This window comes from Nocardia tenerifensis NBRC 101015, assembly GCF_000308715.1.
Taxonomy (GTDB): domain Bacteria; phylum Actinomycetota; class Actinomycetes; order Mycobacteriales; family Mycobacteriaceae; genus Nocardia; species Nocardia tenerifensis.
This window is the reverse complement of record NZ_BAGH01000400.1, coordinates 12933-37775: the sequence shown is the minus strand read 5'-3', so window position 1 is coordinate 37775 and position 24843 is coordinate 12933. Positions and strand designations below refer to the sequence as shown.

The window sequence follows — 24843 nt, the reverse complement described above, 5'->3', positions numbered from 1 at the left end:
GCCCATGAGTCGAACCGTCTTCAAAGACGACCGGCCAGGTTCGCCGACTGCCATGCCCCGGGGCGCACTCCGGTCTCACGGAGGAAGAAGGCCGAAAAGTTGGCGGCGTCGGAGAAGCCGAGGCGCTGTCCGCACCGCGCGGGGCTCAGGCCATCGTGTGCCATCAGCCGCTTGGCCTCGAGAACGATTCGCTCACACAGATAGTTCTTGGCGGTTCGGCCCGTCGCGGCCCGGACATTCCGCGAAAGTGTGCGCGGGGAGTATCCGAGTACGCGGCCGTAGTGGGCGATGTCATGGTGCTCGGCGAAGTCCTTTTCTACGGCGTCGCGGAAACGGCGGAACACATCATTTCCGGTTCGGCCGGAGTACACGGGCGGGTCGAGGCGCAGCAGCAGCGCGGATAGGAGCAGGCCGGGCAGTTCTCCGGTTCGAGCGGTCGGCGCGGCGTCGGCCTCTAACCGGAGGTGCTCGAGGGCGGCAGTGATCATCGGCCATGCCGAGTCGGCGGCTGTCCAACACGCGGAAATGCCTGGGTCGGTGGCTATTTCGCGGCTACCCGGGGTGACCGGCACGGTCGGCGTGAACAGGACCAGCGCACCGGCGAGATCGCCGAGGTCGTCCCAGCGGTGCACCACACCGGGCTGTATCCACACGACGCTTCTTGCCGCCAGCTGGTGATCGGAGAAGTCGATCGAGACTTTTCCCCGGCCGCGACGGACTACGGCCAGGACGTGGAAGTCACCGCGTTGGATCGCACCCCTGTCGAGCCGCCGCAATGTCGCGAAGGACATCGTCTCCACGGGTGCCTGCCCCGGAGATTGATAGGTGAGTTGGCGGACGGCTGTCACGTGTCCATTTTTCACCATGCCGAGTCCGTTGGCGACGATGCTCGGGGCCGCGCAAATCGGTTGACTGGACGTATCGCCATGCAGTCACCATCAGGGAGTATTCATGAACGCAGGCAAAATGCCGCAACTGCCGATCTACGACCACCGCGTCGGTGCTGGTCCGACCTTGGTCTTTCTTCACTATTGGGGTGGGACGGCACGCACTTGGCAGCCGGTGCTCGATCGGCTACCCGGACGCGCCACGCTCACCCTCGACGCGCGCGGATGGGGACGCTCCCGCGAGCTGCCGGGCCCCTACTCCTTGGAGCAGCTCGCACGCGACACCCGCGACGTGATCGCCGCCGCGGGGGTGACCGACTACGTCCTCGTCGGGCACTCCATGGGCGGTAAGGTGGCGCAACTCGTGGCCGCCGCGCGCCCCGCAGGACTCGTCGAACTGGTCCTGGTCGCTCCCGGACCGGCGAAGCCTGCCGCCTTCGTGACGCCCGAATATCGAGAAGGCCTGTCACATGCCTACGACTCCGCCGAGACCACCGCCGCGGCCCTCGATACCGTCCTCACCGCCACCCCTTTGAACGCTCATCTACGAGCCCACGTTCTCGCCGACTCCCGCGCCGGCGCGCCGGCGGCCCGCCGCGAATGGCCGCTGCACGGCATTGCTCAAGACATCACCGCGGCGGCTCAAAACATCGCCGTCCCGGTCCTCGTAGTGGCGGGCGAACAGGACCGCGTCGAGCCGGTGGAGGTGCTCCGCGACAACCTGCTGCCCTACCTGAGCGAAGCGGACCTGCGTGTCATCGCGGGTAGCGGTCACCTCATACCGTTGGAAGCGCCCGCCGCGCTCGCCTCATTACTCCTGCGCGTACCGGCTGTCACCGGTGCCACGTCGAACGGAGGTGCGTCCTAGCCGAGAGCGCCTCGCAGCGCCGCGAGCCACGGCAACCAGCGCGGGTCCGGTCCGGCTACGTCGTCCCAGATCATGTTGGTGCAGGTGTAGGCGACGGCGGTGCCGGACTCGGGGTGCGCGAAGGTGATGCGGCCGCCGGTGCCGACGTGCCCGAAGGATCCTTCGCCGAGCATGGCGTGGGCGGGGCCGGGAATCTCGTAGCCGTTGGCGAAGCGGTGGGTCACCGGGAGCACATCGAGGGGCGCGGGTCCGCGGAGTCCGTCGGTCTGCGGTTGACGTGCTCGGTCGATGGTCTCGGGGCGCAACAGCCGAACGCCGTCGACCTCGCCGATGGTCGCCGCGTACATCCGCGCCAGCGAGCGGGCATTGCTGATCGCGTTGCCCGCGGGTACCTCGGCCGCGTGTCCCTCGCGGGTGTTGAGCAGCGCGACCCCGTCCTCCCTGGTCGCGACGGTGGCGAGGAGCGTCCGGATCAATCGGGCCTCGACGTCGATCCCCATATTGCTCAAAACCGCGGCGACCTGCGCGGCATTCGGCTGCACCTTGCGGGAGAACTGGGGGACGACACGGTGCTCCTCGCTCTCGGGCAGCCCGATCCACAGGCTCAGTCCGAGCGGCTCGGCGACCTCGGCGGCGAGGAAATCGCCGACGCTCTTGCCGGTGACCCGCCGGATCAGCTCACCGGCCAGGTATCCCCAGGTGATGGAGTGGTAGTAGAACGCGGTCCCCGGCTGCCAGAGCGGAGTCATGGCGGCCAGGGCGGAGGTGCACAGGGACCAGTCCGTCAACTCCTGGGCTCCGATTCCGGCCTCCGGGTCGAACCCGGCGAGTCCGGCGCGGTGGGCCAGCAGCTCGGCGACGGTGATGTCGGCCTTGCCGCCGGCCGCGAACTCCGGCCAGTACTCGCGGACGGGGGCCGACAGCTCGAGCTGTCCCCGCTCGACCAGCATGTGCACGCAGGTCGCGGTCACCCCCTTCGACACCGACATGAGCACCGACAGGGAATCCCCGTCCCACGCCATGCCGGAGATCGGGTCCTGCCCGGTCCAGAGATCGACGACGACGCGGCCGTGCCGATAGACGCAGAGCTGCGCCGCGCCCTCGTCTTCGGCCTGCGCCTGCGCGAACGCGTCGCGAACCGCCTCGAATCCGCGCTCGACCAATCCATCCACCACGACGCCTCCTGTGTCTTTGCGGGACACCCGCACCCGGTCGGCTCCGATGGGCGGGGCCGCGTCAGTGGGGCCATCACGCCTTCTCGACCGTTCCGGCGGGGGCACGGCGCAATCGGCGAAACCCCCTCGCCGACAAGACTTTATTCGACCGGCCGTGGCCGCGCACCCGGCGCTCGCGTCCGGGCGGGTCGCGCGCCCGGCGAACCGGCGGCCGAAAAGCCTTGGCGCACTTCGTCTCGCAGCCGTTTCAACGTCGGTACGTCGACTTCGTTGGTCGCCGTCTCGACCAGGACGGGGATGTCGTGCAGCTGCGGGATGGTGAACAAGCTGCGGAAGACGTCTTCGCCGAGCAGGCCTTTGCCCAGGGTTTCGTGGCGGTCGCGGTGGGAGCCCGCCGGGTCGCGACTGTCGTTGGCGTGCACCAGATCCAGCCGGCCGGGGCCGATCGCCTCCGTCAACCTGTTGACCACGGCGTGCAGCCCGCCGGTGAGGTCCTCGCCCGCCGCGTGCAGGTGGCAGGTGTCGATGCACAGACCGATTCGCTCGTCGTCCAGGGCGGCGAAGTACTCCACGGTGCTGTCGACGGTGGCGGCGAGCGCCGCGCCGCCGCCGCAGGTGGGCTCGATCAGCAGCCGCACGCCGGGCGGTGCGGTGTCGAGCAGCGGGGCGAAGAGCCGGGGCAAGCGGGCGAGTGCGGGTTCGCGCAGTTCCGGGCGCACCGAGGAACCGGCGTGGACGATGACCGCCACCGCCCCGACCAGGCGGGCGCGGCGCATGATGACGGTCAGCGCCTGCGCGGACTTCTCCAGGACGGCCTCGTCCGGTGAGCCGAAATTCAGCAGGTACGGCGCGTGCACGTATACCGGGAGGCCGGACTCGGCGCAGGCCGCGCGGAACTCCGCCGCGTCGTGCGGGTCGCCGGTCGGCTGCCGCCAACCGCGCGGATTGCCCGCGAAGAATTGGATCGCCTCGGCCCCGATAGCCCGAGCCTCTTGCAGACCTTTTTTGACCAGCCCGCCGCCCACCAGGACATGCGCGCCAATGGGTGAAGACAAGCTCTCGGTCAACTCCTCTGTGGTCGGCGCTATCCGACCACGATAGCCAGCGAACCCGCGGGCGGCGGCACCGACGTCAGCCCGCGCGGCTTCCGGAGAGCGACCCGCCGGCGAGACTTCGTCTCCGTTCGAGCAGCCGGTAACCGGCGACGCACACCAGCACCAGGAGCGCCCCGAGGGACCAACCGCCCAGCACGTCGGTGGGCCAGTGCACGCCCAGGTATATGCGCGAAAGCCCCACGGCGGCAACGAAAATCGCCGCGGCGATCGCCGCGATCCAGCGCATGGCCGGTCGGCGCAGCCGGGGGATGAGCAGCACGGCGAGTATGCCGATCACGGCCATGGAGCCGAGGCTGTGGCCGGACGGGTACGCGTAATTGGTCTTGACGACGATGTGCTCGGCGATGGGCGGGCGCGCCCGGCCGATGAGGTTCTTGCCGCCGTCCACCAGCACCCATGAGCCGAGGCCGACCACGGTGACCAGCACGGCCTCGCGCCGGTAACCGCGCCACGCGAAGACGATGACCGACAGCGTCGCGACGATGGTCATCGCGACGGTGCCGCCGAGATTGCTGACGAGTATCGCCAGCGGTGTGAGCGTGCCGTTTCGATGCGCGATGGCCCAGTTCGAGACGGGCGAGTCGATGGCGGTGAGCCCAGTGCCGCCGAGCACGCCGACGGTCAATACGACGACGAAAACGGCCAGTACCGCGGCCGGGAGGGCGAGCAACGGGACTCGGTTCCACCATCGGCCCGGTGCGGAATTCGAGGTCACCAGTCCACCATCCCATCTGGACGCTGAGTATTGGCTGAGGACCGCGCGCTCAGAACATGCTGTAACCGCCATCGATCATCAGCGTGTCTCCCGTGTGATACGAGCTGGCCGGACTCGCCAGGTACACCGCGACGGACTCGAAATCGTCCGGGCGTCCCCAGCGCTTCGCGGGGATGCGTGGTCGCACCCGCTCACGGAACCGGTCCCAGCCGAAAACGCCGTCGGTCATCGGTGTCTCGATCCACCCGGGCAGCACCGAGTTGGCGCGGATGCCGTGCTTGCCGAGCTCGACGGCGATGGAGTTCATGACGGCGATCAACCCGGCCTTGCTCGCCGCGTAGGACTGACCGCGCGGAACGCCTTGGCGGGCAGCCAGACTCGCCGTCGCGACGAGGCTGCCCCCGTCACCCTGGGCCACCATCACCTTGGCGGCCTCGCGCAGCGTGACGAACGCGGCGTCGAGGTTGATGGAGGTGACCCGGCGGAACTCGGCGAGGTCGGTCTCCAGGAACGACGTGCCGTCCTGCATCACACCGGCATTGGTGAAGCACGAGTCGATGCGGCCGAGCTCGTCCACCGTCCGGGCGATGGTGTCGATCACCTGTTGCTCGTCGCCGACATCGCAGGCCAGCGCGAGCACCCGGCCGCCGTAACCGCGCAGGATCTCGGCGGCCTCGGCATTGCGTTCGGCGTTGCGGCCGACGATGCACACGTCGGCGCCCGCCCGCGCGAGGCCGCGGGCGAAGCCGAGGCCGATGCCGGAGTTGCCTCCGGTGACGACGGACACGTGGCCGGTCAGATCGAACAGTGCGGGCTCGGTCATGCGGGCATCCCTTCGATTGCGCGGGGCTCCAGCGCCCGAACGAGTGCGAGGATATCGGCCGCTCTCGCACTGTGCGGTCGACGAGGCGCTACGAACAGGCGCTACGCTGCTCGGCGTGCTGCTTTCCGATCGTGACATCCGTGCGGAGATCGCCGCTGGGCGTCTCGGCGTCGAGCCGCTCCTGGAAAACCTGATCCAGCCGTCGAGTATCGATGTGCGATTGGACGGGATGTTCCGGGTCTTCGACAACTCCCGCTACACCCACATCGACCCGGCGCAACGCCAGGACGAGCTGACCAGCCTGGTCGAGCCCGCCCCGGGCGAGCCGTTCGTCCTGCACCCGGGCGAGTTCGTGCTCGGCTCCACCCTCGAGGTGTGCACGCTGCCCGACGATCTGGCGGGCCGGCTGGAGGGCAAGTCGAGCCTCGGCAGGCTCGGCCTGCTGACGCACTCGACCGCCGGGTTCATCGATCCCGGGTTCAGCGGCCACATCACCCTCGAGCTGTCGAACGTGGCCAACCTGCCGATCACCCTGTGGCCCGGCATGAAGATCGGTCAGCTGTGCCTGCTCAGGCTGACCAGCCCCGCCGAGCACCCGTACGGCAGCGCCGTCGCGGGCTCGAAGTATCAGGGGCAGCGGGGGCCGACGCCGTCGAAGTCCTACCTGAACTTCCCGCTGCCCACCGACGTGGTGGACGCCGCGGTCGCCGGGCGAGAGTGACTGTCAGCCGGTAGTTTTCGTGACCGCGCGGGTCCCGGAGTGCGCGGCGGCGCGAAAGTACCGGCGCGTCGACGCCGGCGCCCACAGCAGCGTGAGCACGACCACCGACAGCGCCCACCCGCCGATCAGCGCCAGATGCGCGCCCGTGCTCGGGAACAGCGCCCACACGACGAACCGCCCGAGGAACTGGCCGCCGAGCAGCACCGTGATGGTGATCCGCGCCCAGTTCCTTCCGCGCCACACCGGCAGTACGAGCGCCGCGTACAGCGGTGCGCAGACGAGATGGAAAACCGTGCCGACGTTCCAGCTGAACGGCGAGAACATCAGCACGACAACGTGATTGATCGCGTGCACGGCGATGCCGGCGGCGGCCACACGCACGGGTATCGGGGACATCGTGGCTGTTCCTTCGCGGTCGAGGTGCGGGGAACGCTACGTCGCACCGCCCGGCGCGGTATTGGACGAATAGGACATGTTCAGCAGGCGTCCCGGCGGCGCACCCGCGAAGCGGCGGAACTCCCGGATCAGATGCGACTGGTCGTAGTAGCCGAAATCTCCGGCGAGAGCGCTCATGTCGCGAAGCGGGTCGCGCGTCAGCGCGGTGAGCGCGGCCGAGAACCGCAGCAGCGAACTGTAATCCTTCGGCGGCAGCCCGACCTGCTCGGCGAATACTCGCCGGAAATGCCTGGGGCTCCAACCACTTTCGGCAGCGAGCTCGCCCACCGGCCGCATCCCGTTCGATCGCCGCAATTCCCGGACCGCATGCGCGATCGCCCGGTCCTCCTCCACCTCGGCGGTCCTCGCCCGAAGATAGTCGGCCACTAGCGCGAAACACTCTGTCCACGTGGGTGTCTCGGCGAGTCGCTCGGCCAACCGCCGCACCGTCGGACCGTGCAGTTCGCCGAGTTCGACAGCGCCGTTACGCAATTCGTCCAGCGGCACCCCGAGCACCCGTCGCGCGGTCAGCGGATCGAGTTGCACCTGGACGCTGCGCATCCGCCCGGCGTGCCCGGCCGTCCCCGCCCGATCGTGCAGGCCGATGACCAGCGCGGTGGGGTCGAGGGCGCGCCCTTCGAACGTCCCCTCCAGCGCGAAAACAAGCTTGACCGTGCCGCCCGGAATCTTCCTGCGCCGCACCGGATTCGGCTCGGCGACATCGAAACCGAAGCAGCGCAGCACATCCAGACCGGCGAAGGCGGCCGACGGCGCGGCGACGACCTGGTGCGCGCGCACCTGATACGTCCCGCGCAGGTCGGCGAGCCGGTCACGCTCCATATCCCCACAGTAAAGCGGCTGTGCGGCACCTATCTACGCGCGGCAAAGGAGTCCCGACCCGAGTCCGCCCCGTCGACTGCCTGAAAAAGGGGCGGACTCGGCCCGGTCCGGCACCGGCGGCAACGGGAACCGATCGCGGCGCGTGATCAGTCCCCGCCGCCCGCACCCACCGCCAGCGCCGTCGTGATGATGACGGATAGCGGTGGGAGCGTGTCGCCGCGTCTCGGTGGGGATACCCAGAAGCACCCTTCCCGGGTCCACCGTCCGAGTCCGGTCGGCAACATCACGGCACTGCCGATGGCGGGAATGCCGATATCGAGGCGATTGAGTACCTCCAATACCTGCGCTCCCGGCCGACTGTCCGGTTCGGCGAGGAAGCTCCACCGGATCTGCCTGGCCAGCATTGGCCCCCTGGTCCCCTGCTGCTCCAGCGCGGCCCGCACCTTCTCGGCGCGAGCGGTAGGCAAGTGGACGACGCAAACGCGGCCGGTGATCGGCAGCATGACGAAGCCGCCACGCTCGGCCACCGGTAGCGCGAACTCGTGCCGATAGAACGCCACCCAATCATCGACAGTCCTGAGTTTCTCCACATTCACGGCGAACTCCTTGCCTCCCTTGTCAAGGTTCCCGGTCCCAACCCCGATGCGGTATTGCCCGCACGCCCGCCTTCCGCTGCCCTTCCGCTGCCCCTGTCACTCGATTCCGTTTCGGATTTCTCTGATACCAGCTGTGTTTCGTATGTGGCCGTCCTCACAAACCCCTCGTACCCTGGGAAAGAGTTCGTTCGGAAGGGATGACATCGTGGTCCGGCAATGGTCAGGAAAAGAGGCCCGTGCCCTTCGCGATGCCAAGCGCATGAGCATCCGGCAGTTCGCGGCCCACCTCGGAGTCCACGAACGCCTGGTGTCGAAGTGGGAGGCCGGCGGCGTCCGAGTCCATCCACGTCCGATCAATCAAGCCGCTCTCGATACCTCCCTGGCCAGGTCGGACGACGTTGTGCGGGCACGTTTCGCGTCGATGATCGATCAATCGATGGCCGACCGAGCGACCCCGCCTGGAATCGATGCGCCCGCCGATGATTCGGCGCGCGTGCACTATTCGAGCGACGCGGACCTTCTGGCTCTCATAGACGCAGGTGCGATGAGAGGCGATGCGTTAGCAGCGATTTCGGAGAGGGATCTGATCATGGCGGCTGCCCATGAGGCCAGCGAGCACGCTGGCCACGCCGAGAGTACGAATGTGGGTGTCACCACTTTGGAACAGCTCGACGCCGATGTCACCCGCATCGCGAACGATTATGTGCATGTCCCGCCGGTGCCGATGATGGTCGAGATGCTGCGGGTGCGACGCCGCGTGTATCGCCTCCTGGAGGGGCATCAGCGACCCATCGACACCAGCCATTTGTATCTGCTGGCGGGCACGCTCTCGGGCCTGCTCGCCAACGCCAGTACCGACCTCGGCTACTACGACTCCGCGGGCGAGCAGATCAGAGCCGCCTGGGCCTACTCGGAACTATGTGGCCACAACGGGTTACGGGCCTGGACCCGCGGCATGCACGCGCTGATCGAATACTGGTCGGAGCGGCCGCGGCGCGGCGTGGTGCTCGCGCAGAGCGGTCAGGAGTTCGCCGAGTCGGCGACGGCGAAGGTGCGCCTGCTCAATATCGAGGCGCGGATCTGGTCGCGACTGGGGAGTTCGGCCGAGGCGGACCGGTGCATCCGCGCCGCGGACGAAGCCCGCGGCGTGGCCGAGACCGATACGCTGCACGACGAGGTGGGCGGGGTGTTCGGTTTCAACGACGCGAAGGCCCAGTACTACGCGGGCGCCACCTACATCCATCTCGGGCAGGCCGAGGCCGCGCTCGCCGCGACCCGGCGCGCCATCGAGCTGTACGCGAGCGGACCGTCGGATCAGCGTTCCTACGGCGCCGAGTCGCTGGCCCGCGTCGACTGCGCCGCCGCGCACCTGCTCAACGGCAGCCTCGACGGCGCGGCCGAGGCGCTGCGGCCGGTGCTCGGTCTCGCCGAGGACAAGCGCCTCGCGCAGCTGGAGGAGCGGCTGACCGGGGTGCGCAGGCGGATCGCGGGTCCGGACTTCCGGGACGCGGTCGAGGCCCGCTTCCTCGACGAGCGCATCGAGGAATTCTGCGGCGCCACGGCGGCGAAGGTGATACCTCCCGGCAACCCCGGTTCCTGAGGTTCTCGTCACATAACCGGACCCGGCGGCGGATATGCTCCCGCGGTCGGAGCGAAATGCGGGCAATTGCTGACCAGCGGGGGTTTATCCCCTTGCGACGGATGGCACCATGGGACGGGTGAGCCCAAGTCATCTACCGCATCGCCCGCCGCGCGTTCTGGAGCAGTCCACGAAGCTTCAGAACGTCGTCTACGAGATTCGTGGACCGGTACACGCGCACGCGGCACGGCTGGAGGCCGAGGGTCACCGGATCCTCAAGCTCAATATCGGCAATCCGGCCCCGTTCGGGTTCGAGGCCCCCGACGTGATCATGCGCGACATCATCGCCGCGCTGCCGTACGCGCAGGGCTACTCGGAATCCAAGGGCATCCTGTCGGCCCGTCGCGCGATCGTCACCCGCTACGAGCTGGTGCCCGGCTTCCCCGAGCTGGACGTGGACAGCGTCTACCTGGGCAACGGCGTCTCCGAGCTCATCACCATCACCATGCAGGCGCTGCTCGACAACGGCGACGAGGTGCTGATCCCCGCGCCCGACTACCCGCTGTGGACCGCGATGACCAGCCTCGCCGGCGGCACGCCGGTGCACTACCTGTGCGACGAGTCGAGCGGCTGGCAGCCCGACATCGCCGATCTGGAATCGAAGATCACCGACAAGACCAAGGCTCTGCTGGTGATCAATCCGAATAATCCGACCGGCGCCGTATATTCTGCGGAAATTCTCCAGCAACTCGCCGATATCGCGCGCAAGCATCAGCTGCTGCTGCTCGCCGACGAGATCTACGACAAGATCCTCTACGACGACGCCAAGCATATTTCGATGGCCTCGGTCGCACCGGACCTGCTGTGCCTGACCTTCAACGGACTGTCCAAGGCGTACCGGGTGGCGGGGTACCGCGCTGGGTGGCTGGCTATCACCGGCCCGAAGGATCACGCGTCGGGTTTGCTAGAGGGCATCGATCTGCTCGCCTCGTCCAGGCTGTGCCCGAATGTGCCTGCGCAGCACGCGATTCAGGTCGCGCTCGGCGGTCATCAGAGCATCGAGGATCTGATCCTGCCGGGTGGGCGGCTGCTCGAGCAGCGCGACGTCGCGTGGGAGCGGCTCAACATGATTCCCGGTGTGTCGTGCGTGAAGCCGAAGGGCGCGCTGTACGCGTTCCCCCGGCTGGACCCGAATGTCCATGAGATTCATGATGATTCGAAGCTGATCCTGGACCTGCTGCTCCAGGAGAAGATCTTGATGGTGCAGGGCACCGGCTTCAACTGGCCCGAGCACGATCATCTGCGGATCGTCACGCTGCCCTGGGCCAGGGACCTCGCGGTCGCCATCGAACGCTTCGGCAACTTCCTGTCGAGCTATCGGCAATAGTCTGGCGAGCCGCCTCCGGCACCCGCGTCGCCCCGCTTATAGCTCCTAAACCGACCGAATGTTGAGATATATGGGAAGTTTGGAGACTAGCTAGCGCATAACGAGTACTTTTGTGTACAGTAGGACTCGGCACTTTCGAGTGCCCGATCGAGTTGCCTACCCCCCTGGGTTAACTCGATCTCGGGTTCGGCCGCCTACCCCCCTGGGCCGCCGGCCTGTGGGCGGCGGAGACATCCCCCTGCTCTCCGCCGCCCCCTCCGAACCCCTCTCCGGCCGCAGCGCCGACTCCGGCCCCGCCTCTCCGGTTCGCCGCCCGGCTTTTGAAAATGAAATCCTTTAAGCTCTGCTGCGGGCAGCCGACTCCGGCTGAACAGCCGTTCCTGCCCGCTGGGAACCTCCCAGCGAATACCGACCGACTGGGTAGGAGCCCCGCGCAGCCATGAGCGAGCATCACCACCACCACGACCACTCCGGTCCGATCGCGATCGGACACACCGCCGCGCGCGTCGTCGTCGGATTGCTCACCGTCATCGGCGTTCTCGTCTTGCTCGGCACGGTGCTGCTGTGGCCGAGCGAGCAGCACATCGACATCCCGCTGCCGATGCAGAACGCGGGCGGCGGCGCGGTGCAGACCGAGGCGGGCACGGTCGTCATGCAGGACGTCGGGCCCTGCGGCAGCGCCTCGATCGGCAAGGTGTTCGTCGAGAAGCCCGAGGCGCCGCGCAACAACGCCTACACCTGCCAGCGCAGCCTGATCGACATCGAGTCCGGGCCGCACAAGGGCAACAAGACGCTGTTCGAAATCCCGCCCGGCCCAGGGCAACCCGATCTGCACGCCGGGGACAAGATCCGGCTGGTGCGCCAGACCGACCCGAGCGGCACGCCGATGTACTCGTTCGAGGACTACTCGCGCGGGCTGCCGTTGACGCTGATCGTGGTGGCGTTCGTGGTGGTGATCGTCGTGGTGGCGCGCTGGCGCGGATTGCGGGCGCTGCTCGGGCTGGTGTTCGCCTTCGCCGTGCTGGTGATGTTCCTGCTGCCCGCGCTGCTGGACGGCAAACCGGCGATCCCGGTCGCGCTGGTCGCGGGCGCGCTGATCCTCTACGCGGTGCTGTATCTCGCGCACGGGGTGAATTTGCGCACGAGCTCGGCGCTGCTCGGCACGCTGACCTCCATGCTCGTCGCGGCGGCGCTGTCCTGGGTCGCCATCGAGATGACCCACCTCACCGGGCTCTCCGAGGAGCAGAACACCAACGTCGCCACCTACCTCGAGCACGTCAGCATCACCGGGCTGCTGCTGGCCGGGTTCATCATCGGCTCGCTCGGCGTGCTCAACGACGTCACCATCACACAGGCCTCCGCCGCGTTCGAGCTGGCCGCGATCGACGAAACAGCCACGCGGCGTGAGGTTTTCACGGCGGCCATGCGGGTGGGCCGCGACCACATCGCCAGCACCGTCTACACCCTGGTGCTCGCCTACGCCGGTGGCGCGTTGCCGCTGCTGCTGCTGTTCAGCGTCGCCGGACGATCCATCCGCGACGTGCTGACCGGCGACGCGGTCGCCATCGAGATCGCCCGCTCGTCCGTCGGCGGTATCGCGCTCGCCCTGTCCGTTCCGCTGACCACGGCCATCGCGGTCGTGCTCGCCCGGCCCTTCGGCAGGCGCGAGCAGGTCGCGCCGCCGCGCCGAGCCCGGCACGCGCGCAACTGATTTCGCGAGTCCACGACCACTGTCCGGCAGTGCCGCTCGGGCGACTGGTTCGCGTCGGCCTTGTTCAGGTCCGTACGCCTTCGGCCGGTGGTCAGCGCGGCGGGGGCGGCGGGAAGGGGAAGACCTCCGGCGGGATGGTCGGCACCACGATCGGCGGAAGGCCCGGCACGACAATGGTGTTCGGGCCCGGGGCGGGGGGTGGCGGCGGCTCGGTGGTCGGGCGGCGCGGCGGTGGTGCGGCGATCGACTCCGCGGCGGACTCGGTGGGCGTCGCCGGGGCGACGGCGATCTGCGGATCGACGGTGGAGGTGCGCGGCGAGGTGGTCGTCGGCGCCGACGGCGAGCCCTCGCTGTGTGAATCGCGTTGCAGCACTTGCGGGCCGTAGCCGAGGCCGAGCCCGATCGCGGCGACCACCGCGAGGGCGCTGACGGTGAGCACCGCCCCGCTGATCTCGCGCTTGCCGCGCTTGGGCGGGGCCGACAGCCAGGCGGGGGACAGCTCGGCGTCGAGATCGGCGGGGGCGGCCACCGGCTCGGGCAGCACCGGCCGGGCCAGCAGCGCCGCACCGCGGGCGACCACCGTCTCCGGGCTCTCCGGCACGATCACCGGAACGCCCATCCAGCGTTCGAGCACCTTGGGCACCAGCGGGATTCGGGCGCAGCCGCCGATGGCGAGCACCCCGTGCACCGGGCGGTCGGAGCGGGTGATCACGTCGCGCGCCATCCGCGCCGACGACTCGATCGCCAGCATGATCAGCGACTCGAAGTTCTCCTGCGCCAGCAGCACCAGGCCCTGCTCGCTCGGCAGCGCGACCGCGGTGTTCGTGGACAGCTGCTCCTTGGCCTCGCGGCACAGCCCGTCCAGGACGGCGAGACCGGCCGCGTCCGGCGGGTGCGCGATCCGGCCGGAGGCGATCTGCTGCTCGCGGATCAGTGAGTCCAGGTAGTCGCCGCTGATATCGCTGGTGCGCTCGCTGTAGCGGACCTCGCGCGTCTGGGTGTCCACGACGCTCACGGTGAGCCCGGAGCTGCCGAGGTCGTACACGACCAGCGAGGAGATCCCGCGGATATCGCCGGTGGACTGCGCGAATTCGAGCGCGGCGACGACCTCGGGGACGAGTTCGTAGTTGGTCAGCTGCTGGCGCGCCATGGCCGCGCGGACCGCCCGCGCGTGCTGCTCACTGCGGTACGCGATGGCCGTCGCGGTGATGCCGGGGGTGGCCTCGAGCGTGACGCCGATCGCCTCGGCGGCCAGTTCCTCGACGCTCTGGTCGAGCACCGGAATGGTCTGTAGATCGAAGGAGTGCGGCTCGACGTGCCCGTGGGGGTTCGCGGTGTGTGGTCGCGCCATACGGACAGCGCCGGCCCCCACCGAAACTCCCAGTACCGAACTCATCAGCTGCCCATCTCGTTCACACTTCACGACATGCGAGCCAGCGCGAAGGCCCGCTCCCCGGACCATACCGTCGCCAAGCGTCCGTGCATACGGCAGGACTATTCGTCCGGCAGTATCTCCTGCCTTCGCGAAGCAACTCTACGGCGTACCGAGTCCCGCGTACACCCATCCCGCCGCGCGCCAGCTGGCACGATTGAGACAATTTCTGCCGTCGATGATCGACTTCGCCCGAACCACCCGATTCAAATCCTCCGGTCGCAGCGCGGTGAACTCGTCCCATTCGGTGAGCACCAGCACCACGTCGGCGCGCTCACAGGCCTCCGCGACGGAGGTCGCGTAGTTCAGCGTCGGGAACACCCGCCGCGAATTCTCCAGCGCCTTAGGGTCATACACCGTCACCACCGCCCCGTGCAGCTGGATCATTCCCGCCACATTCAACGCAGGCGAATCGCGAACATCGTCGGATTCGGGTTTGAACGCCGCGCCGAGCACCGCGACATTGGCGCCGAGCAGTGAACCGCCGCAGGCGCGCGCCGCCATGTCGACCACCTTCGTGCGGCGGCGCATGTTGATGTTGTCGACCTCGCGCAGAAATGCCACCGCGTGATCGGCGCCGAGCTCGCCGGAGCGCGCCATGAAGGCGCGGATATCCTTCGGCAGGCAGCCGCCGCCGAAACCCAGTCCGGCATTGAGGAATCGGCGGCCGATGCGCGCGTCGTAGCCGAGCGCGTCGGCGAGCATCGTCACGTCCGCGCCGGTCGCCTCGCAGACCTCCGATACCGCGTTGATGAACGAGATCTTCGTCGCCAGAAAGGCGTTCGCCGAGACCTTCACCAATTCGGCGGTGGCCAAATCGGTCAGCAGGAACGGCACCTGCGCGGCGATCACGTCCGCGTAGATCTCGCGCACCATCTCCTCGACCCAGCCCGCCGCGTCGCGACTCGAATCCACCCCGAGCACAAGGCGATCCGGGCGCAGCGTGTCCTTCACCGCGAAGCCCTCGCGCAGGAACTCCGGGTTCCAGGCCACCTCCACCTCGGCCGAGGTCAGCCGTCGCGCTCGGGCGCCGAGCGCCGCGGCCGTGCCGACCGGCACCGTGGACTTGCCGACGATCACCGACGGCCGCCGCAGCATCGGCGCCAGCGTATCGACCACGGCGTGCACATATTTCAGGTCCGCGGCGTACTCACCCTTCTTCTGCGGCGTGCCGACGCCGAGGAAATGCACGTCGGCGTGCTCCGCCGCCTCGGCGTAGGAGGTGGTGAACCGCAGCCTGCCCGCGTCGAGGTTGCGCCGCAGCACGTCCTCGAGGCCGGGTTCGTAGAACGGGACCACACCGTCGGACAGCTTCGCGACCTTGCCCGGGTCGACGTCCACGCCGATGACGTCGTGCCCGAGCTCGGCCATGCACGCCGCGTGCGTGGCCCCGAGGTACCCGGTTCCGAAGACTGTGCATCGCATGATCGATTGATAGGCCCCGCCGGTGGCCGCGCCACGTCACCGAGGCAAGGGTCACGGCAACGCTAGGTGTACATGTGGCGACAGATCGCCGCCCGCACGCCCTGACCTGCACGGACCTCGCTAGCATCGATCGGATGCGACGTCGCCGATGGGCATGGGCCTTCATGGTGCTCGCCGCCGTTCTCGCCGTCGCCGTCACCGCCCTGTGGCCCGTCTACGTCCGTCCGCGCACCGACGAACCGGCCCCCGCCGACGCCATCCTCGTGCTCGGCGGCGCCCACGACGGCCGGGAACAGCTCGCCCTGCGCCTGGCCCACGAGGGCTACGCCCCCCGCGTCCTCATCTCCGACCCCTACGAGCACAGCGTCATGATCAACCGAATCTGCCACGGCGGCTACAGCTTCGAGGTCAGCTGCTTCGACCCCGCTCCCCGCACCACCCGAGGTGAAGGCCGCGAACTGGCCCGCCTGGCCGACGCCGCCGGCTGGCGCCGCGTCATAGTCGTCACCTTCACCCCCCACATCTCCCGCGCCCGCTACATTCTCCAAAAATGCTGGCCCGGCGAGCTTCTCTTCGTCGACCCCCGCCCCCACCTCAGCCCCGCCCGCTGGGCCTACGACTACCTCTACCAATCCGTCGGCTACCTCAAAGCCGCCTTCGAAGACTGCTAGCCCAGACTCCTCGGCGAGCCTGGCGCTTGTCGGGTAATCGATCGACATCGCGCGTGTGGAGTTCGGAAGTACGGTCTTCTTCTCACTGTCACTGGGAGGAATGACATGACGTCACATCAGCTAGAACGCTCGGATCGCATTGGCCCGCAACACAAACGCAAGCAGACGAGAGAATGGCACATTTCGGCAAGGATCGCGGGCATTTGTGGGTTGATCGTGCTCGCCGTCACCGGTTGCGGGGTCGACAGCAGCAGCGGTAAAACGATGACTGCCTCTGTGACCACGGCAAGTACGGCCCCGACGATCTCGACCGTTGCCTTGCCGCCTTCCAGCACTGTCCCTAAAAGCTCCGCTTCACAGGCGGCTCCGCCTCCACCATCGCCAGCGCGACAAGTTCCGGCTGCTTCGGTGCCGATGCCGAATGTCGTGTGTATGAACCTGCAGGCAGCGCAGAACAAGATCCAGGAGGCAGGCGTCTGGTACTCGAGATCGACTGATGCGACTGGGAAGGGGCGCAGGCAGGTGCTCGATGCCAATTGGATCGTCGTCGCGCAGACGCCGAATCCGGGTGTGCTGATCGGCGAGGGAGATGCCGTGCTTTCGGTCGTGAAGAACGGTGAGCCGAACTCCTGTCGCTAACCGGGCTCGACAAGTGCTGGCACCTGACATCAGTTTTGATACAGTGCGGGGACACGACATTGTGCTGTCTCACCTCCGGCGGCCCGCCGGGGTGAGGCAATGGTGCGCACCCTCCGGGAGGGCAGATGGATTACGACTGGTCAGCGTTGGATTTGGCGTTTCGGGATGAGGTGCGGGAGTTTCTCGAGGCGAAGCTGACGCCGGAGTTGCGGCGGGCGGGGCGGCTGGCGACGAGTGTGTATCCGGACCACGAGGCCAGCATGGAGTGGCAGCGGATCCTGCACGAGCGGGGGTGGGCCGCGCCGGCCTGGCCGGTGGAGTACGGCGGGTGCGATTGGAGCCTGACGCAGCACTACATCTTCAATCGGGAGTCGACGCTGGCGGGCGCGCCCGCGTTGTCGCCGATGGGGATCAAGATGGTGGCGCACGCGATCATCGCGTACGGGACGGCGGAGCAGAAGGATTACTATCTGCCGCGCATCCTGACCGGGGAAGTCTTTTTCTGCCAGGGGTATTCGGAGCCGGAGGCGGGATCCGATCTGGCCTCGCTGACGATGGCGGCCGTCGAGGACGGCGACGACCTAGTGTGCACCGGCAGCAAGATCTGGACAACCCATGCGACCGAGGCGAATTGGATCTTCTGCCTGGTGCGCACGTCGCGGTCGGCGAAGAAGCAGCAGGGCATCACGTTCCTGCTGATCGACATGAACACGCCGGGCATCGAGATCCGTCCGCTGGTGATGACCTCGGGCGAGCAGGTGCAGAACCAGGTCTTCTTCGACAACGTCCGGGTGCCGAAGAGCAATGTGCTCGGGCAGATCGACGACGGGTGGACGGTCGCCAAGTACCTGCTGGTGCACGAGCGCGGCGGGGCGATGGCGCCGTTCCTGCAGGCGATGGCGCAGGAGATCGCGGTCGAGGCGGCGAGACAGCCTGGCCCGGACGGCAATTCGCTCATCGACGACCCGGCGTTCGCGGCGCGGCTCGCCGAGGCGCGCATCCGCACCGAGGTGCTCGAAATCCTGGAGTACCGAACGATTTCGGCGATGTCGCAGGGGCACAACCCGGGCCCGGCCTCCTCGATGCTGAAGATACTGGCGACCGAGCTCAGCCAGGAGCTGACCGAGCTGGCCCTGTCGGCCGCGGGCCCGCGCGGGCGGGTGTATCAGCCGCACGCCACCAAACCGGGCGGGCCCATCGCGGAGTTCACCCCGCCCGCCGACGGATACCGCAGCGGCGAGCCGTGGCAGGCCGTCGCGCCGCTGCGCTACTTCAACGACCGGGCAGGCTCGATCTATGCGGGCAGCAACGAGATTCAGCGAAACATCCTCGCCAAAGCAGCATTGGGGCTCTGATGGACTTCACTCTTACCCGCGAGCAGGAACTGCTCCGCACCGCCATCGCCGGATTCCTCGGCGCCAGATACGAATTGGCGAAGAGCCGCACCGCGGTCAAGGTCGGCGCGGGGTGGCAGCCCGCGGTGTGGCGCGGATTCGCCGAGGAGCTAGGAATTCTCGGCGCGACGCTGCCCGAGCGCGTCGACGGGATGGGCGGCGGCCCGGTCGAACTGATGGTGATCGCCGAGGAGCTCGGGCGGGCGCTCGTCGTGGAGCCGTTCGTGGACACCGTCGTCGTCGGCGCGGGTCTGTTGAACAGATCCGGTGGCGAACAGGCCGACGCGTTGTTGCGGCAGATCGTCGCCGGCGACGTGCGCACGGCTTTCGCCGCGCTGGAACCGACTTCGGGTCACACACTGCACGACGTGTCGACCACCGCACGGCGCGAAGGGGATTCGTGGGTGCTCGACGGCGCGAAGACCGTCGTCACGAGCGCGCCGCTGGCGACGCACCTGCTGATCACCGCACGTACCTCGGGCAGTCGGCGCGAGCAGCACGGAATCTCGTTGTTCCGCAGCGACTTCGACGCCGACAACCCGCCCGCCGGCGTCGAGGTGCACTCGTATCGCACCATCGATGACCGGGTGGCCGCTGACCTGGTTTTCACCGGCTTCCGCCTGCCCGCCGACGCGCTCCTCGGTGTCGAGGGCACGGCCTGGGTCGCCATCGAACCCACCGTGGACGAGGCGATCGCCGCCATCGCCGCCGAGGCCGTCGGCTGTATGCGCAAGGTGCTCGCGGACACCCTGGAATATGTGAAGCAGCGCAAGCAATTCGGCCAGCCGATCGGCGGCTTCCAGGTCCTGCAGCACCGCCTGGTCGACATGTACATGGAACTCGAACAGGCCATCGCCGCCGTCTATCTCGCGATCCACTCGCTCGACTCCGACACCCCGACCCGCGCCCGCGCCGTCTCCGCCGCCAAGGTCACCATCGCCCGAGCCGCCCGCTTCATCGGCCAGAACGCCGTCCAACTCCACGGCGCCATGGGCATGACCGAAGAACTGGCTATCGGCCACTACTTCAAACGCCTCACCGCTATAGAACACGAATTCGGCACCCCCGCCCACCACCTCTCCCGCTACGCCGCCCTGACCAGGCCGTAGTTTCTAGGACAGCCCTCGGAGGAGAAACTGCGCACTCGACATCAGAACTAGTTCTGACATACTGGTGGCATGAGTGCCACCGCTACCTGGTCGGAATTCCTACGCGATCCCAACCGGGTCATCGAGACGATGGAGGAGAACGGGGACGTGATCCTCGTTCGCCGCGCCGCGCCGCCCGTGCGGCTCTCCGATGCGGCCGAGTCGGCGGCGACGGAGGAAACCCTCGGCGCGCTGACCCAGCTGTTGGCGATCGCGCTCGACGACGAACTCCTCGAACGATTGGTCGGGCGACTGACGATCACCTTCCCCTGGATCGAGTTGCTGCCCGAGTCGCAACGGCCCGAGTTCGTCGCCGACTTCCTCAACCATGCGCGAGGCGGCCTCGCCGTCGGACGCCTTGCCGGGCTGACCGCCACCTTGGCGGCGTGGCGGGAAACCGCTGCGGCACACGCCGACCCGAGGATCCGGGTCGACGGCACCGACCTCACCTACCTCGACAAACCGGTGGTGGTGCGCGACCCAAGGGGCGGTGAGTGAGCAAGGGCAGTAAATCCGCTGGGCGGGTGTTGCTGGAGCGCTGGCTTCCCGGCCATCCGAAGGAAACCGAGTAGCCGCTGTTCGGCGCGGTCTGGAGCGCTGTGGTTACGCGCGACCGTCCCGGACCGCGACGGGGGTCGGGGTCCGGGACGGGTGGGGGTTACAGGGGTTGCCAGAGGGCGGGGGTATTGGGGGGTTCCCAGCCGGGGGAGGCGGTGTGGGCTTGGCGGCACAGGTAGCGCTTGCCCTCGTAGGTGACCTCGTTGCCGGCGTCGTAGCTGGTGCCTGCGGTCCAGGGGCGGGAGCCGGGCTGGGTGGTGGTGGGCGGCACCGTTGTCGTGGGCGGCACCGTTGTTGTCGGAGGTACCGTCGTTGTCGGTGGTGTCGTGGTCGGGCCGGGGCCACCGCCGATGTTGAGATCGATGCAGGCGTAGAAGGCGTTCGACGTGTCGGCGATGTTCCAGATGGCCAGGAGTTTCTGGCGGCCGCTGAAGTTACCCAAATTCACGGTGTGGGTGAGGGTTGCCGGGGGCTGCTGGTTATTGCCGGGAACGACACCGACCCGCGTGTTGCCGATGTAGTACTCCCAGTTGGAAGTGCTGTGCCGCGCGGTGTTGGTCCACGTGAATGTCGCGGACTGACCGACGTTACTCACTTTCCACGGCTTGCTGTCGTCGTTGAGATCGGCGAATTGGGAAAGGTTACCGTTGCAGCTGCGCAGACCCTTCGGGCCCTCGACGCTCTGCGGCTCGTATTTGATCGGTCCGCAGGACACCGCGCCCGACGCGCATTGTGCCTGCCTGCTCGGCGGCGACGAGACGTATCCGTGGGCGTTCGCCGTGCCCGCCGGAACCAGAACCGCGAGGAAGGGTGCGATTCCTACCGCGGCCCCGAAGACGGTCAGCTTTCGTTTGTTGATCATTGCGCTCCTCATAACCTGAGCAGCAGTGGCCGGCGTACTGATCAGCAATCAAACATCGTGTCAGGGAATACATTCGAGCTCTCATGTACCCGAAACGATAAGTCGTCGAATGGAATCCGGGCAAGACGCCGGGCAATCACCTCGCCGCACACCGTACACATTTCGACTATTCGCAAACGGGATCGACAGTGCGATAAGGGAACTGGCGAGGATTGCATATTGTGCAAGGCTCTCCCCAGTACCTCCCCACACATTTCCGTGGGTTTGCCCGACACAAATCGACCCGGGTCCGTGGTGTGGACCCGGGTCGATCTGGGGTTTGCGGTGGAGCGGATCAGTTCTTTCGGCCGGGCGCCTTCGCGCCGGACTTGAAGCCGAGGCCGCCCGGCTTGGCGGTCGGGGGAGTGACCTCGGAGGTGCCGTTGCCGTTGGACTGGTCAGCCGGAGCCGTCTCCGCCGCAGGAGATTCCGATTCCGGCGTCGGCGAGGCCGCGGCGGGTTCGGCCGGAGCGGTGTTCGCCGGAGCCTCGACCTCCGCCGGAGCGGCGTCCGGTGAAACCTCGGTCTCGGCTGGAGCGGCGGCGGCCGCAGTGCCCGGAGCCTTCGGTCCGGGGCGCTTGAAGCCGGACTTCATGGCCAGCCCCTTGGCGGGGATCGACGGCTTGGTCTCGGTGGGCTCCGAAACCTCCGCGCCGGCAGCCGTTTCCGATGCGGCGGCACTTCCGGTAGCCGCGGTGGAACTCTCGGTAGCCGCAGCCTCCGGAGCCGCAGCCGGTGCCTTGGCGCCAGAAGCCTTGGCGCCCGGAGCTTTCGCGGCCCCCTTCATCCCCAACCCCTTGACGGGCTTGGGCGCAGGAGCCTCGGCTCCGGGCTCGGCCGGTGCGGCCGTAGGCGTTTCCGCGGCCTTGGCCCCGGGAGCCTTGGCGGCCCCCTTCATCCCGAGTCCACCGGGCTTCTTCCCCGGACCTTTCATAGCCAGGCCCTTGACCGGCGCCGCGGGCGCCTCGGACGCCGACTCCGCTTCGCCCGCAGGCGCTTCCGCAGCCTTCGCTCCGGGAGCCTTTGCGGCGCCCTTCATCCCGAGCCCGCCCGGCTTCTTGGCCGGACCCTTCATGGCGAGACCCTTGACCGGCGCGGCGGGCGTCTCGGATGCCGATTCAGCCTCGTCCGCCTTGGCTCCGGGAGCCTTGGCGGCCCCCTTCATCCCGAGTCCACCGGGCTTCTTCGCCGGGCCCTTCATGGCAAGCCCACCACCGGAGGGCGCAGCCTTCGCCGCCGCAGGCTTCTCGGGCTCCGGCTCCGGCTCGGGCTCCGAAACCTCTTCGACCACAGCCGCTTTCGGCTGCTGCACAACGACAAGGTTCTCGGTCAACTTCGCCGGGTCGACCCGATCGATGGCATCGAGCATCAACTGCGCGACGTCGACGACCTCGACCCCTTCGCCCTCGCCCTTCTCCTGGCGCGCGGTCACCCCGTCGTTGAGCATGACGCGGCAGAACGGGCAGCCGGTCGCGATCTTGCCCGGCGTGCCGCCGGGGTTCGCGGCGAGGGTGTTCAGGCCCTCGTCCACCCGGTCGACGTTGATTCGCTTGCCGAGCTGCTCCTCCATCCACATGCGCGCACCACCGGCGCCACAGCACATGGAACGCTCACCGTGGCGCGGCATCTCGACCAGCGTGGAGCCGGAGGCCGCCATCAGTTCACGCGGCGCGTTGTAGACCTTGTTGTGCCGGCCGAGGTAGCACGGATCGTGATAGGTGACGTTCTGCGACACCGAGGCGACCGGGATCAGCTGCTTCTGGCGCACGAGCCGATTGAGCAGCTGGGTGTGGTGCACGACCTCGTAGCTACCGCCCACCTGCGGGTACTCGTTGTTGAGCGCGTTGAAGCAGTGCGCACAGGTGACGACGATCTTCTTTTTCTTGTCCTCGACGCCCTCGAACACCGAGTTCAGCGTCTCGATGTTCTGCGCGGCGAGCTGCTGGAAAAGGAACTCGTTGCCCGCGCGCCGCGCGGAGTCGCCGGTGCAGGTCTCCTCGGCGCCGAGCACCATGAACTTCACGCCCGCGGTGGCGAGCAGCTCGGCGACCGCCTTGGTGGTTTTCTTCGCGCGGTCCTCGTAGGCGCCGGCGCAACCGACCCAGAACAGGTAGTCGTAGCCGTCGAAACTGTCGGCGTCCTTGCCGAAGACCGGGATCTCGAAGTCGACCTCGTTGATCCAGTTGAGCCGGTCCTTGGCGTTCTGGCCCCACGGGTTGCCCTTGTTCTCCAGGTTCTTGAACAGACCCGCGAGCTCGGACGGGAACTCCGACTCGATGAGCACCTGGTAGCGGCGCATGTCGATGATGTGGTCCACGTGCTCGATGTCGACCGGGCACTGCTCGACGCACGCGCCGCAGGTCGTGCACGACCACAGCACCTCGGGGTCGATGATGCCGTTGACGTCGGCACCGCCGACCAGCGGACGCTCCGCCTCGGCCTTGGCGGCGTCGGAGATCTTCGCCAGCGCGGCCTCATCGGGCTTGCCTTCGGCGTCGACCAGGCCGATCTCGTCGCCGCCCATGTCCTTGCGGCCACCGGCCAGCAGGTAGGGCGCCTTGGCGTTGCCGTGGTCGCGCAGCGACATGATCAACAGCTTGGGCGACAACGGCTTTCCGGTGTTCCAGGCCGGGCACTGCGACTGGCACCGGCCGCACTCGGTGCAGGTGGTGAAGTCCAGCCAGCCCTTCCAGGAGAAGTCCTCGATCCGGCCCGCGCCGAAGGTGTCGTTGTCCGGATCGGCGGTCTCCATGTCGACCGGCTTGCCCTTGGACATCATCGGCTTGACCGCGCCGAGCGCGACGCCGCCGTCGTCCTCGCGTTTGAAGTAGATGTTCGGGAACGCCGAGAACCGGTGCCACGCCACACCCCAGGTGATGTTGCGGCCGACCAGGTACAGGAACGCCATGCCGGACATCAGCTTCACGAACGCGAACAGCGCGACCATGGTGGTGTTCGCGGGCAGCAGCTTGGCCACCTGCATGGTGAAGAAGTCGGTGTACGGGTCGGAGTGACCGTAGGCGGCGATCTTGCCTGCCTTCACGAAGATCATGCCGAGGCCCTCGATCAGCACGATCAGCTCGATCACGTACGCGGGACCGAACTTCGAGCCGCTGAAGCGCGACAGCCGCTCGGGCAGCCGCGGGTGGTTCAGCTGGCGGATGACGATCAGCGTGCCGATGCCGAGCACCGTGCCGATGCCGAGGATCTCGTCCCACAGGTGGTAGATCGCCCAGTCGCCGAAGATCGGCCAGTGGAAGGAGGGATCGAAGGTCTGTCCGTAGGCCTCGAACCACAGGATGGCCCCGCCGAGGAAGCCGATCATCACCAGCCAGTGCGCCCAGCCGACGGTGCGGAACTTGGCCATTCGCGTGTGCGCGAGGAACTCGATGACCATCTGCTTGAAGCGCGGGAAGAACGGTCGCCAGCGGTCCGGTGCGGGTTGTCCGACCATGATGGCGCGGACGATGTTGCGGACGCCGCCGATGAACGACGCCCAACACAGGAGGCTGAGCGTCGCCCCAATCGTGCCCAGCGTCACTGTCAGGGCATTCATGTCGCGACCTTTCTCTAGAGGCAACACGAGCGAGGACGGTTCGGCACCGTCCGGTTGGCTCGTATCCTAACCGGCAGTAAGTTACCCACCGGTAACAGATGCTATCTGTCGTACCATTTGCACCTGGTCTATGCCCCCTCTTGCTGGGGCTTGACGCAATTTTTGGGTGTGATGAACGTCACGTCCAGTTTGTTGATCCAGCCGCTCGTTCGGGTGATCACCACCGTAAACGTCGAGGCATCCGGCCTAATCGGTAAGGACAGGCTT

At 67.7% G+C, this 24843-nt stretch carries 22 protein-coding genes; 10 read left to right on the top strand and 12 right to left on the bottom strand.

Going from position 1 to position 24843, the window contains the following annotated elements; genetic code table 11:
• Positions 1-20: 20 nt before the first annotated feature.
• Complete coding sequence (locus ON39_RS31830) at positions 21-848, bottom strand: helix-turn-helix domain-containing protein (RefSeq protein WP_040739758.1); 828 nt, start codon at positions 846-848, stop codon at positions 21-23.
• Positions 849-951: 103 nt separating this feature from the next.
• On the opposite strand from ON39_RS31830, the gene ON39_RS31825 reads away from it, so the two are divergent.
• A complete protein-coding gene (locus tag ON39_RS31825; RefSeq protein ID WP_040739757.1) occupies positions 952-1755 on the top strand; it encodes an alpha/beta fold hydrolase in 804 nt (267 codons plus the stop codon).
• On the opposite strand, the gene ON39_RS31820 is transcribed toward ON39_RS31825, so the two are convergent.
• The 4 genes from ON39_RS31820 to ON39_RS31805 all read right to left on the bottom strand — a co-directional run bounded on the left by ON39_RS31820 (position 1752) and on the right by ON39_RS31805 (position 5583).
• Positions 1752-2930, bottom strand: a complete 1179-nt coding sequence (locus ON39_RS31820) for a serine hydrolase domain-containing protein (protein ID WP_040739776.1) — start codon at positions 2928-2930, stop codon at positions 1752-1754. The genes ON39_RS31825 and ON39_RS31820 overlap by 4 nt on opposite strands.
• A 140-nt stretch (positions 2931-3070) precedes the next feature.
• Positions 3071-3985 (bottom strand): deoxyribonuclease IV, encoded by a 915-nt coding sequence (locus ON39_RS31815; protein WP_211336320.1) that lies wholly within the window; start codon positions 3983-3985, stop codon positions 3071-3073.
• Between the two features lie 76 nt (positions 3986-4061).
• Positions 4062-4760, bottom strand: coding sequence for a phosphatase PAP2 family protein (locus ON39_RS31810; protein WP_157195538.1), 699 nt, complete (start codon positions 4758-4760; stop codon positions 4062-4064).
• 49 nt (positions 4761-4809) lie between these two features.
• Positions 4810-5583 carry an SDR family NAD(P)-dependent oxidoreductase gene (locus ON39_RS31805; protein ID WP_040739756.1) on the bottom strand — a complete coding sequence of 258 codons (774 nt, stop codon included), beginning with the start codon at positions 5581-5583 and terminating at the stop codon, positions 4810-4812.
• A gap of 115 nt (positions 5584-5698) precedes the next feature.
• Between ON39_RS31805 and dcd the strand changes: the two genes are divergently transcribed.
• The gene (gene dcd, locus ON39_RS31800) at positions 5699-6304 is read left to right on the top strand and encodes a dCTP deaminase (RefSeq protein ID WP_040739773.1); all 606 of its coding nucleotides are present in this window, start codon (positions 5699-5701) and stop codon (positions 6302-6304) included.
• 3 nt (positions 6305-6307) lie between these two features.
• On the opposite strand, the gene ON39_RS31795 is transcribed toward dcd, so the two are convergent.
• The 3 genes from ON39_RS31795 to ON39_RS31785 all read right to left on the bottom strand — a co-directional run bounded on the left by ON39_RS31795 (position 6308) and on the right by ON39_RS31785 (position 8175).
• A complete protein-coding gene (locus tag ON39_RS31795) occupies positions 6308-6700 on the bottom strand; it encodes a hypothetical protein (protein WP_146251109.1) in 393 nt (130 codons plus the stop codon).
• 36 nt (positions 6701-6736) lie between these two features.
• The gene (locus ON39_RS31790; protein WP_051187385.1) at positions 6737-7579 is read right to left on the bottom strand and encodes a helix-turn-helix domain-containing protein; all 843 of its coding nucleotides are present in this window, start codon (positions 7577-7579) and stop codon (positions 6737-6739) included.
• Positions 7580-7725: 146 nt separating this feature from the next.
• Positions 7726-8175, bottom strand: a complete 450-nt coding sequence (locus tag ON39_RS31785) for a hypothetical protein (RefSeq protein WP_040739754.1) — start codon at positions 8173-8175, stop codon at positions 7726-7728.
• Positions 8176-8221: 46 nt separating this feature from the next.
• On the opposite strand from ON39_RS31785, the gene ON39_RS31780 reads away from it, so the two are divergent.
• From ON39_RS31780 to ON39_RS31770, 3 genes are all read left to right on the top strand, one after another.
• Positions 8222-9775, top strand: a complete 1554-nt coding sequence (locus ON39_RS31780) for an NsdA family TPR-like regulatory protein (protein ID WP_484192717.1) — start codon at positions 8222-8224, stop codon at positions 9773-9775.
• Between the two features lie 109 nt (positions 9776-9884).
• Complete coding sequence (locus tag ON39_RS31775; protein ID WP_040739752.1) at positions 9885-11141, top strand: pyridoxal phosphate-dependent aminotransferase; 1257 nt, start codon at positions 9885-9887, stop codon at positions 11139-11141.
• A 439-nt stretch (positions 11142-11580) separates the two neighbouring features.
• Entirely contained in the window at positions 11581-12852 is a 1272-nt protein-coding gene (locus ON39_RS31770; RefSeq protein WP_040739751.1) for a YibE/F family protein, read from the top strand.
• Positions 12853-12943: 91 nt separating this feature from the next.
• Here the strand turns inward: ON39_RS31770 and ON39_RS31765 are convergent, their stop codons facing one another.
• Both ON39_RS31765 and ON39_RS31760 read right to left on the bottom strand, forming a co-directional pair.
• The gene (locus ON39_RS31765; RefSeq protein ID WP_063713411.1) at positions 12944-14248 is read right to left on the bottom strand and encodes a DUF7159 family protein; all 1305 of its coding nucleotides are present in this window, start codon (positions 14246-14248) and stop codon (positions 12944-12946) included.
• A 138-nt stretch (positions 14249-14386) separates the two neighbouring features.
• Positions 14387-15709, bottom strand: coding sequence for a UDP-glucose dehydrogenase family protein (locus ON39_RS31760; RefSeq protein ID WP_040739749.1), 1323 nt, complete (start codon positions 15707-15709; stop codon positions 14387-14389).
• A 134-nt stretch (positions 15710-15843) separates the two neighbouring features.
• Here ON39_RS31760 and ON39_RS31755 point away from each other — a divergent pair, with 134 nt between their 5' ends.
• From ON39_RS31755 to ON39_RS31735, 5 genes are all read left to right on the top strand, one after another.
• On the top strand, positions 15844-16380 hold the full coding sequence (locus ON39_RS31755) for a YdcF family protein (protein ID WP_040739748.1): 537 nt from the start codon (positions 15844-15846) through the stop codon (positions 16378-16380).
• Positions 16381-16485: 105 nt separating this feature from the next.
• Entirely contained in the window at positions 16486-17019 is a 534-nt protein-coding gene (locus ON39_RS49760) for a PASTA domain-containing protein (protein ID WP_246002889.1), read from the top strand.
• A gap of 125 nt (positions 17020-17144) precedes the next feature.
• The gene (locus ON39_RS31745; RefSeq protein WP_040739746.1) at positions 17145-18374 is read left to right on the top strand and encodes an acyl-CoA dehydrogenase family protein; all 1230 of its coding nucleotides are present in this window, start codon (positions 17145-17147) and stop codon (positions 18372-18374) included.
• Complete coding sequence (locus ON39_RS31740; protein WP_040739745.1) at positions 18374-19522, top strand: acyl-CoA dehydrogenase family protein; 1149 nt, start codon at positions 18374-18376, stop codon at positions 19520-19522. Before ON39_RS31745 ends, ON39_RS31740 begins: the two co-directional genes overlap by 1 nt.
• Positions 19523-19591: 69 nt before the next feature.
• Positions 19592-20059: a hypothetical protein gene (locus ON39_RS31735; protein WP_040739744.1), complete on the top strand. Its 468-nt coding sequence runs from the start codon at positions 19592-19594 to the stop codon at positions 20057-20059.
• 160 nt (positions 20060-20219) lie between these two features.
• Here ON39_RS31735 and ON39_RS31730 read toward each other — a convergent pair whose 3' ends face one another.
• A complete protein-coding gene (locus ON39_RS31730; protein WP_040739743.1) occupies positions 20220-20981 on the bottom strand; it encodes a lytic polysaccharide monooxygenase in 762 nt (253 codons plus the stop codon).
• 334 nt (positions 20982-21315) lie between these two features.
• Positions 21316-24576, bottom strand: a complete 3261-nt coding sequence (locus ON39_RS31725; protein WP_040739742.1) for a (Fe-S)-binding protein — start codon at positions 24574-24576, stop codon at positions 21316-21318.
• Positions 24577-24843: the final 267 nt, after the last annotated feature.

Bases quoted from the DNA above. Each gene is read 5' to 3' on its own strand.
- ON39_RS31825 (WP_040739757.1), top strand. From the start codon at position 952: ATGAACGCAGGCAAAATGCCGCAACTGCCGATCTACGACCACCGCGTC.
- ON39_RS31805 (WP_040739756.1), bottom strand. From the start codon at position 5,583: ATGACCGAGCCCGCACTGTTCGATCTGACCGGCCACGTGTCCGTCGTC.
- ON39_RS31795 (WP_146251109.1), bottom strand. From the start codon at position 6,700: ATGTCCCCGATACCCGTGCGTGTGGCCGCCGCCGGCATCGCCGTGCAC.
- ON39_RS31790 (WP_051187385.1), bottom strand. From the start codon at position 7,579: ATGGAGCGTGACCGGCTCGCCGACCTGCGCGGGACGTATCAGGTGCGC.
- ON39_RS31780 (WP_484192717.1), top strand. From the start codon at position 8,222: ATGCGGTATTGCCCGCACGCCCGCCTTCCGCTGCCCTTCCGCTGCCCC.
- ON39_RS31775 (WP_040739752.1), top strand. From the start codon at position 9,885: ATGGGACGGGTGAGCCCAAGTCATCTACCGCATCGCCCGCCGCGCGTT.
- ON39_RS31770 (WP_040739751.1), top strand. From the start codon at position 11,581: ATGAGCGAGCATCACCACCACCACGACCACTCCGGTCCGATCGCGATC.
- ON39_RS31765 (WP_063713411.1), bottom strand. From the start codon at position 14,248: ATGAGTTCGGTACTGGGAGTTTCGGTGGGGGCCGGCGCTGTCCGTATG.
- ON39_RS31760 (WP_040739749.1), bottom strand. From the start codon at position 15,709: ATGCGATGCACAGTCTTCGGAACCGGGTACCTCGGGGCCACGCACGCG.
- ON39_RS31755 (WP_040739748.1), top strand. From the start codon at position 15,844: ATGCGACGTCGCCGATGGGCATGGGCCTTCATGGTGCTCGCCGCCGTT.
- ON39_RS49760 (WP_246002889.1), top strand. From the start codon at position 16,486: ATGACGTCACATCAGCTAGAACGCTCGGATCGCATTGGCCCGCAACAC.
- ON39_RS31745 (WP_040739746.1), top strand. From the start codon at position 17,145: ATGGATTACGACTGGTCAGCGTTGGATTTGGCGTTTCGGGATGAGGTG.
- ON39_RS31740 (WP_040739745.1), top strand. From the start codon at position 18,374: ATGGACTTCACTCTTACCCGCGAGCAGGAACTGCTCCGCACCGCCATC.
- ON39_RS31735 (WP_040739744.1), top strand. From the start codon at position 19,592: ATGAGTGCCACCGCTACCTGGTCGGAATTCCTACGCGATCCCAACCGG.
- ON39_RS31730 (WP_040739743.1), bottom strand. From the start codon at position 20,981: ATGATCAACAAACGAAAGCTGACCGTCTTCGGGGCCGCGGTAGGAATC.
- ON39_RS31725 (WP_040739742.1), bottom strand. From the start codon at position 24,576: ATGAATGCCCTGACAGTGACGCTGGGCACGATTGGGGCGACGCTCAGC.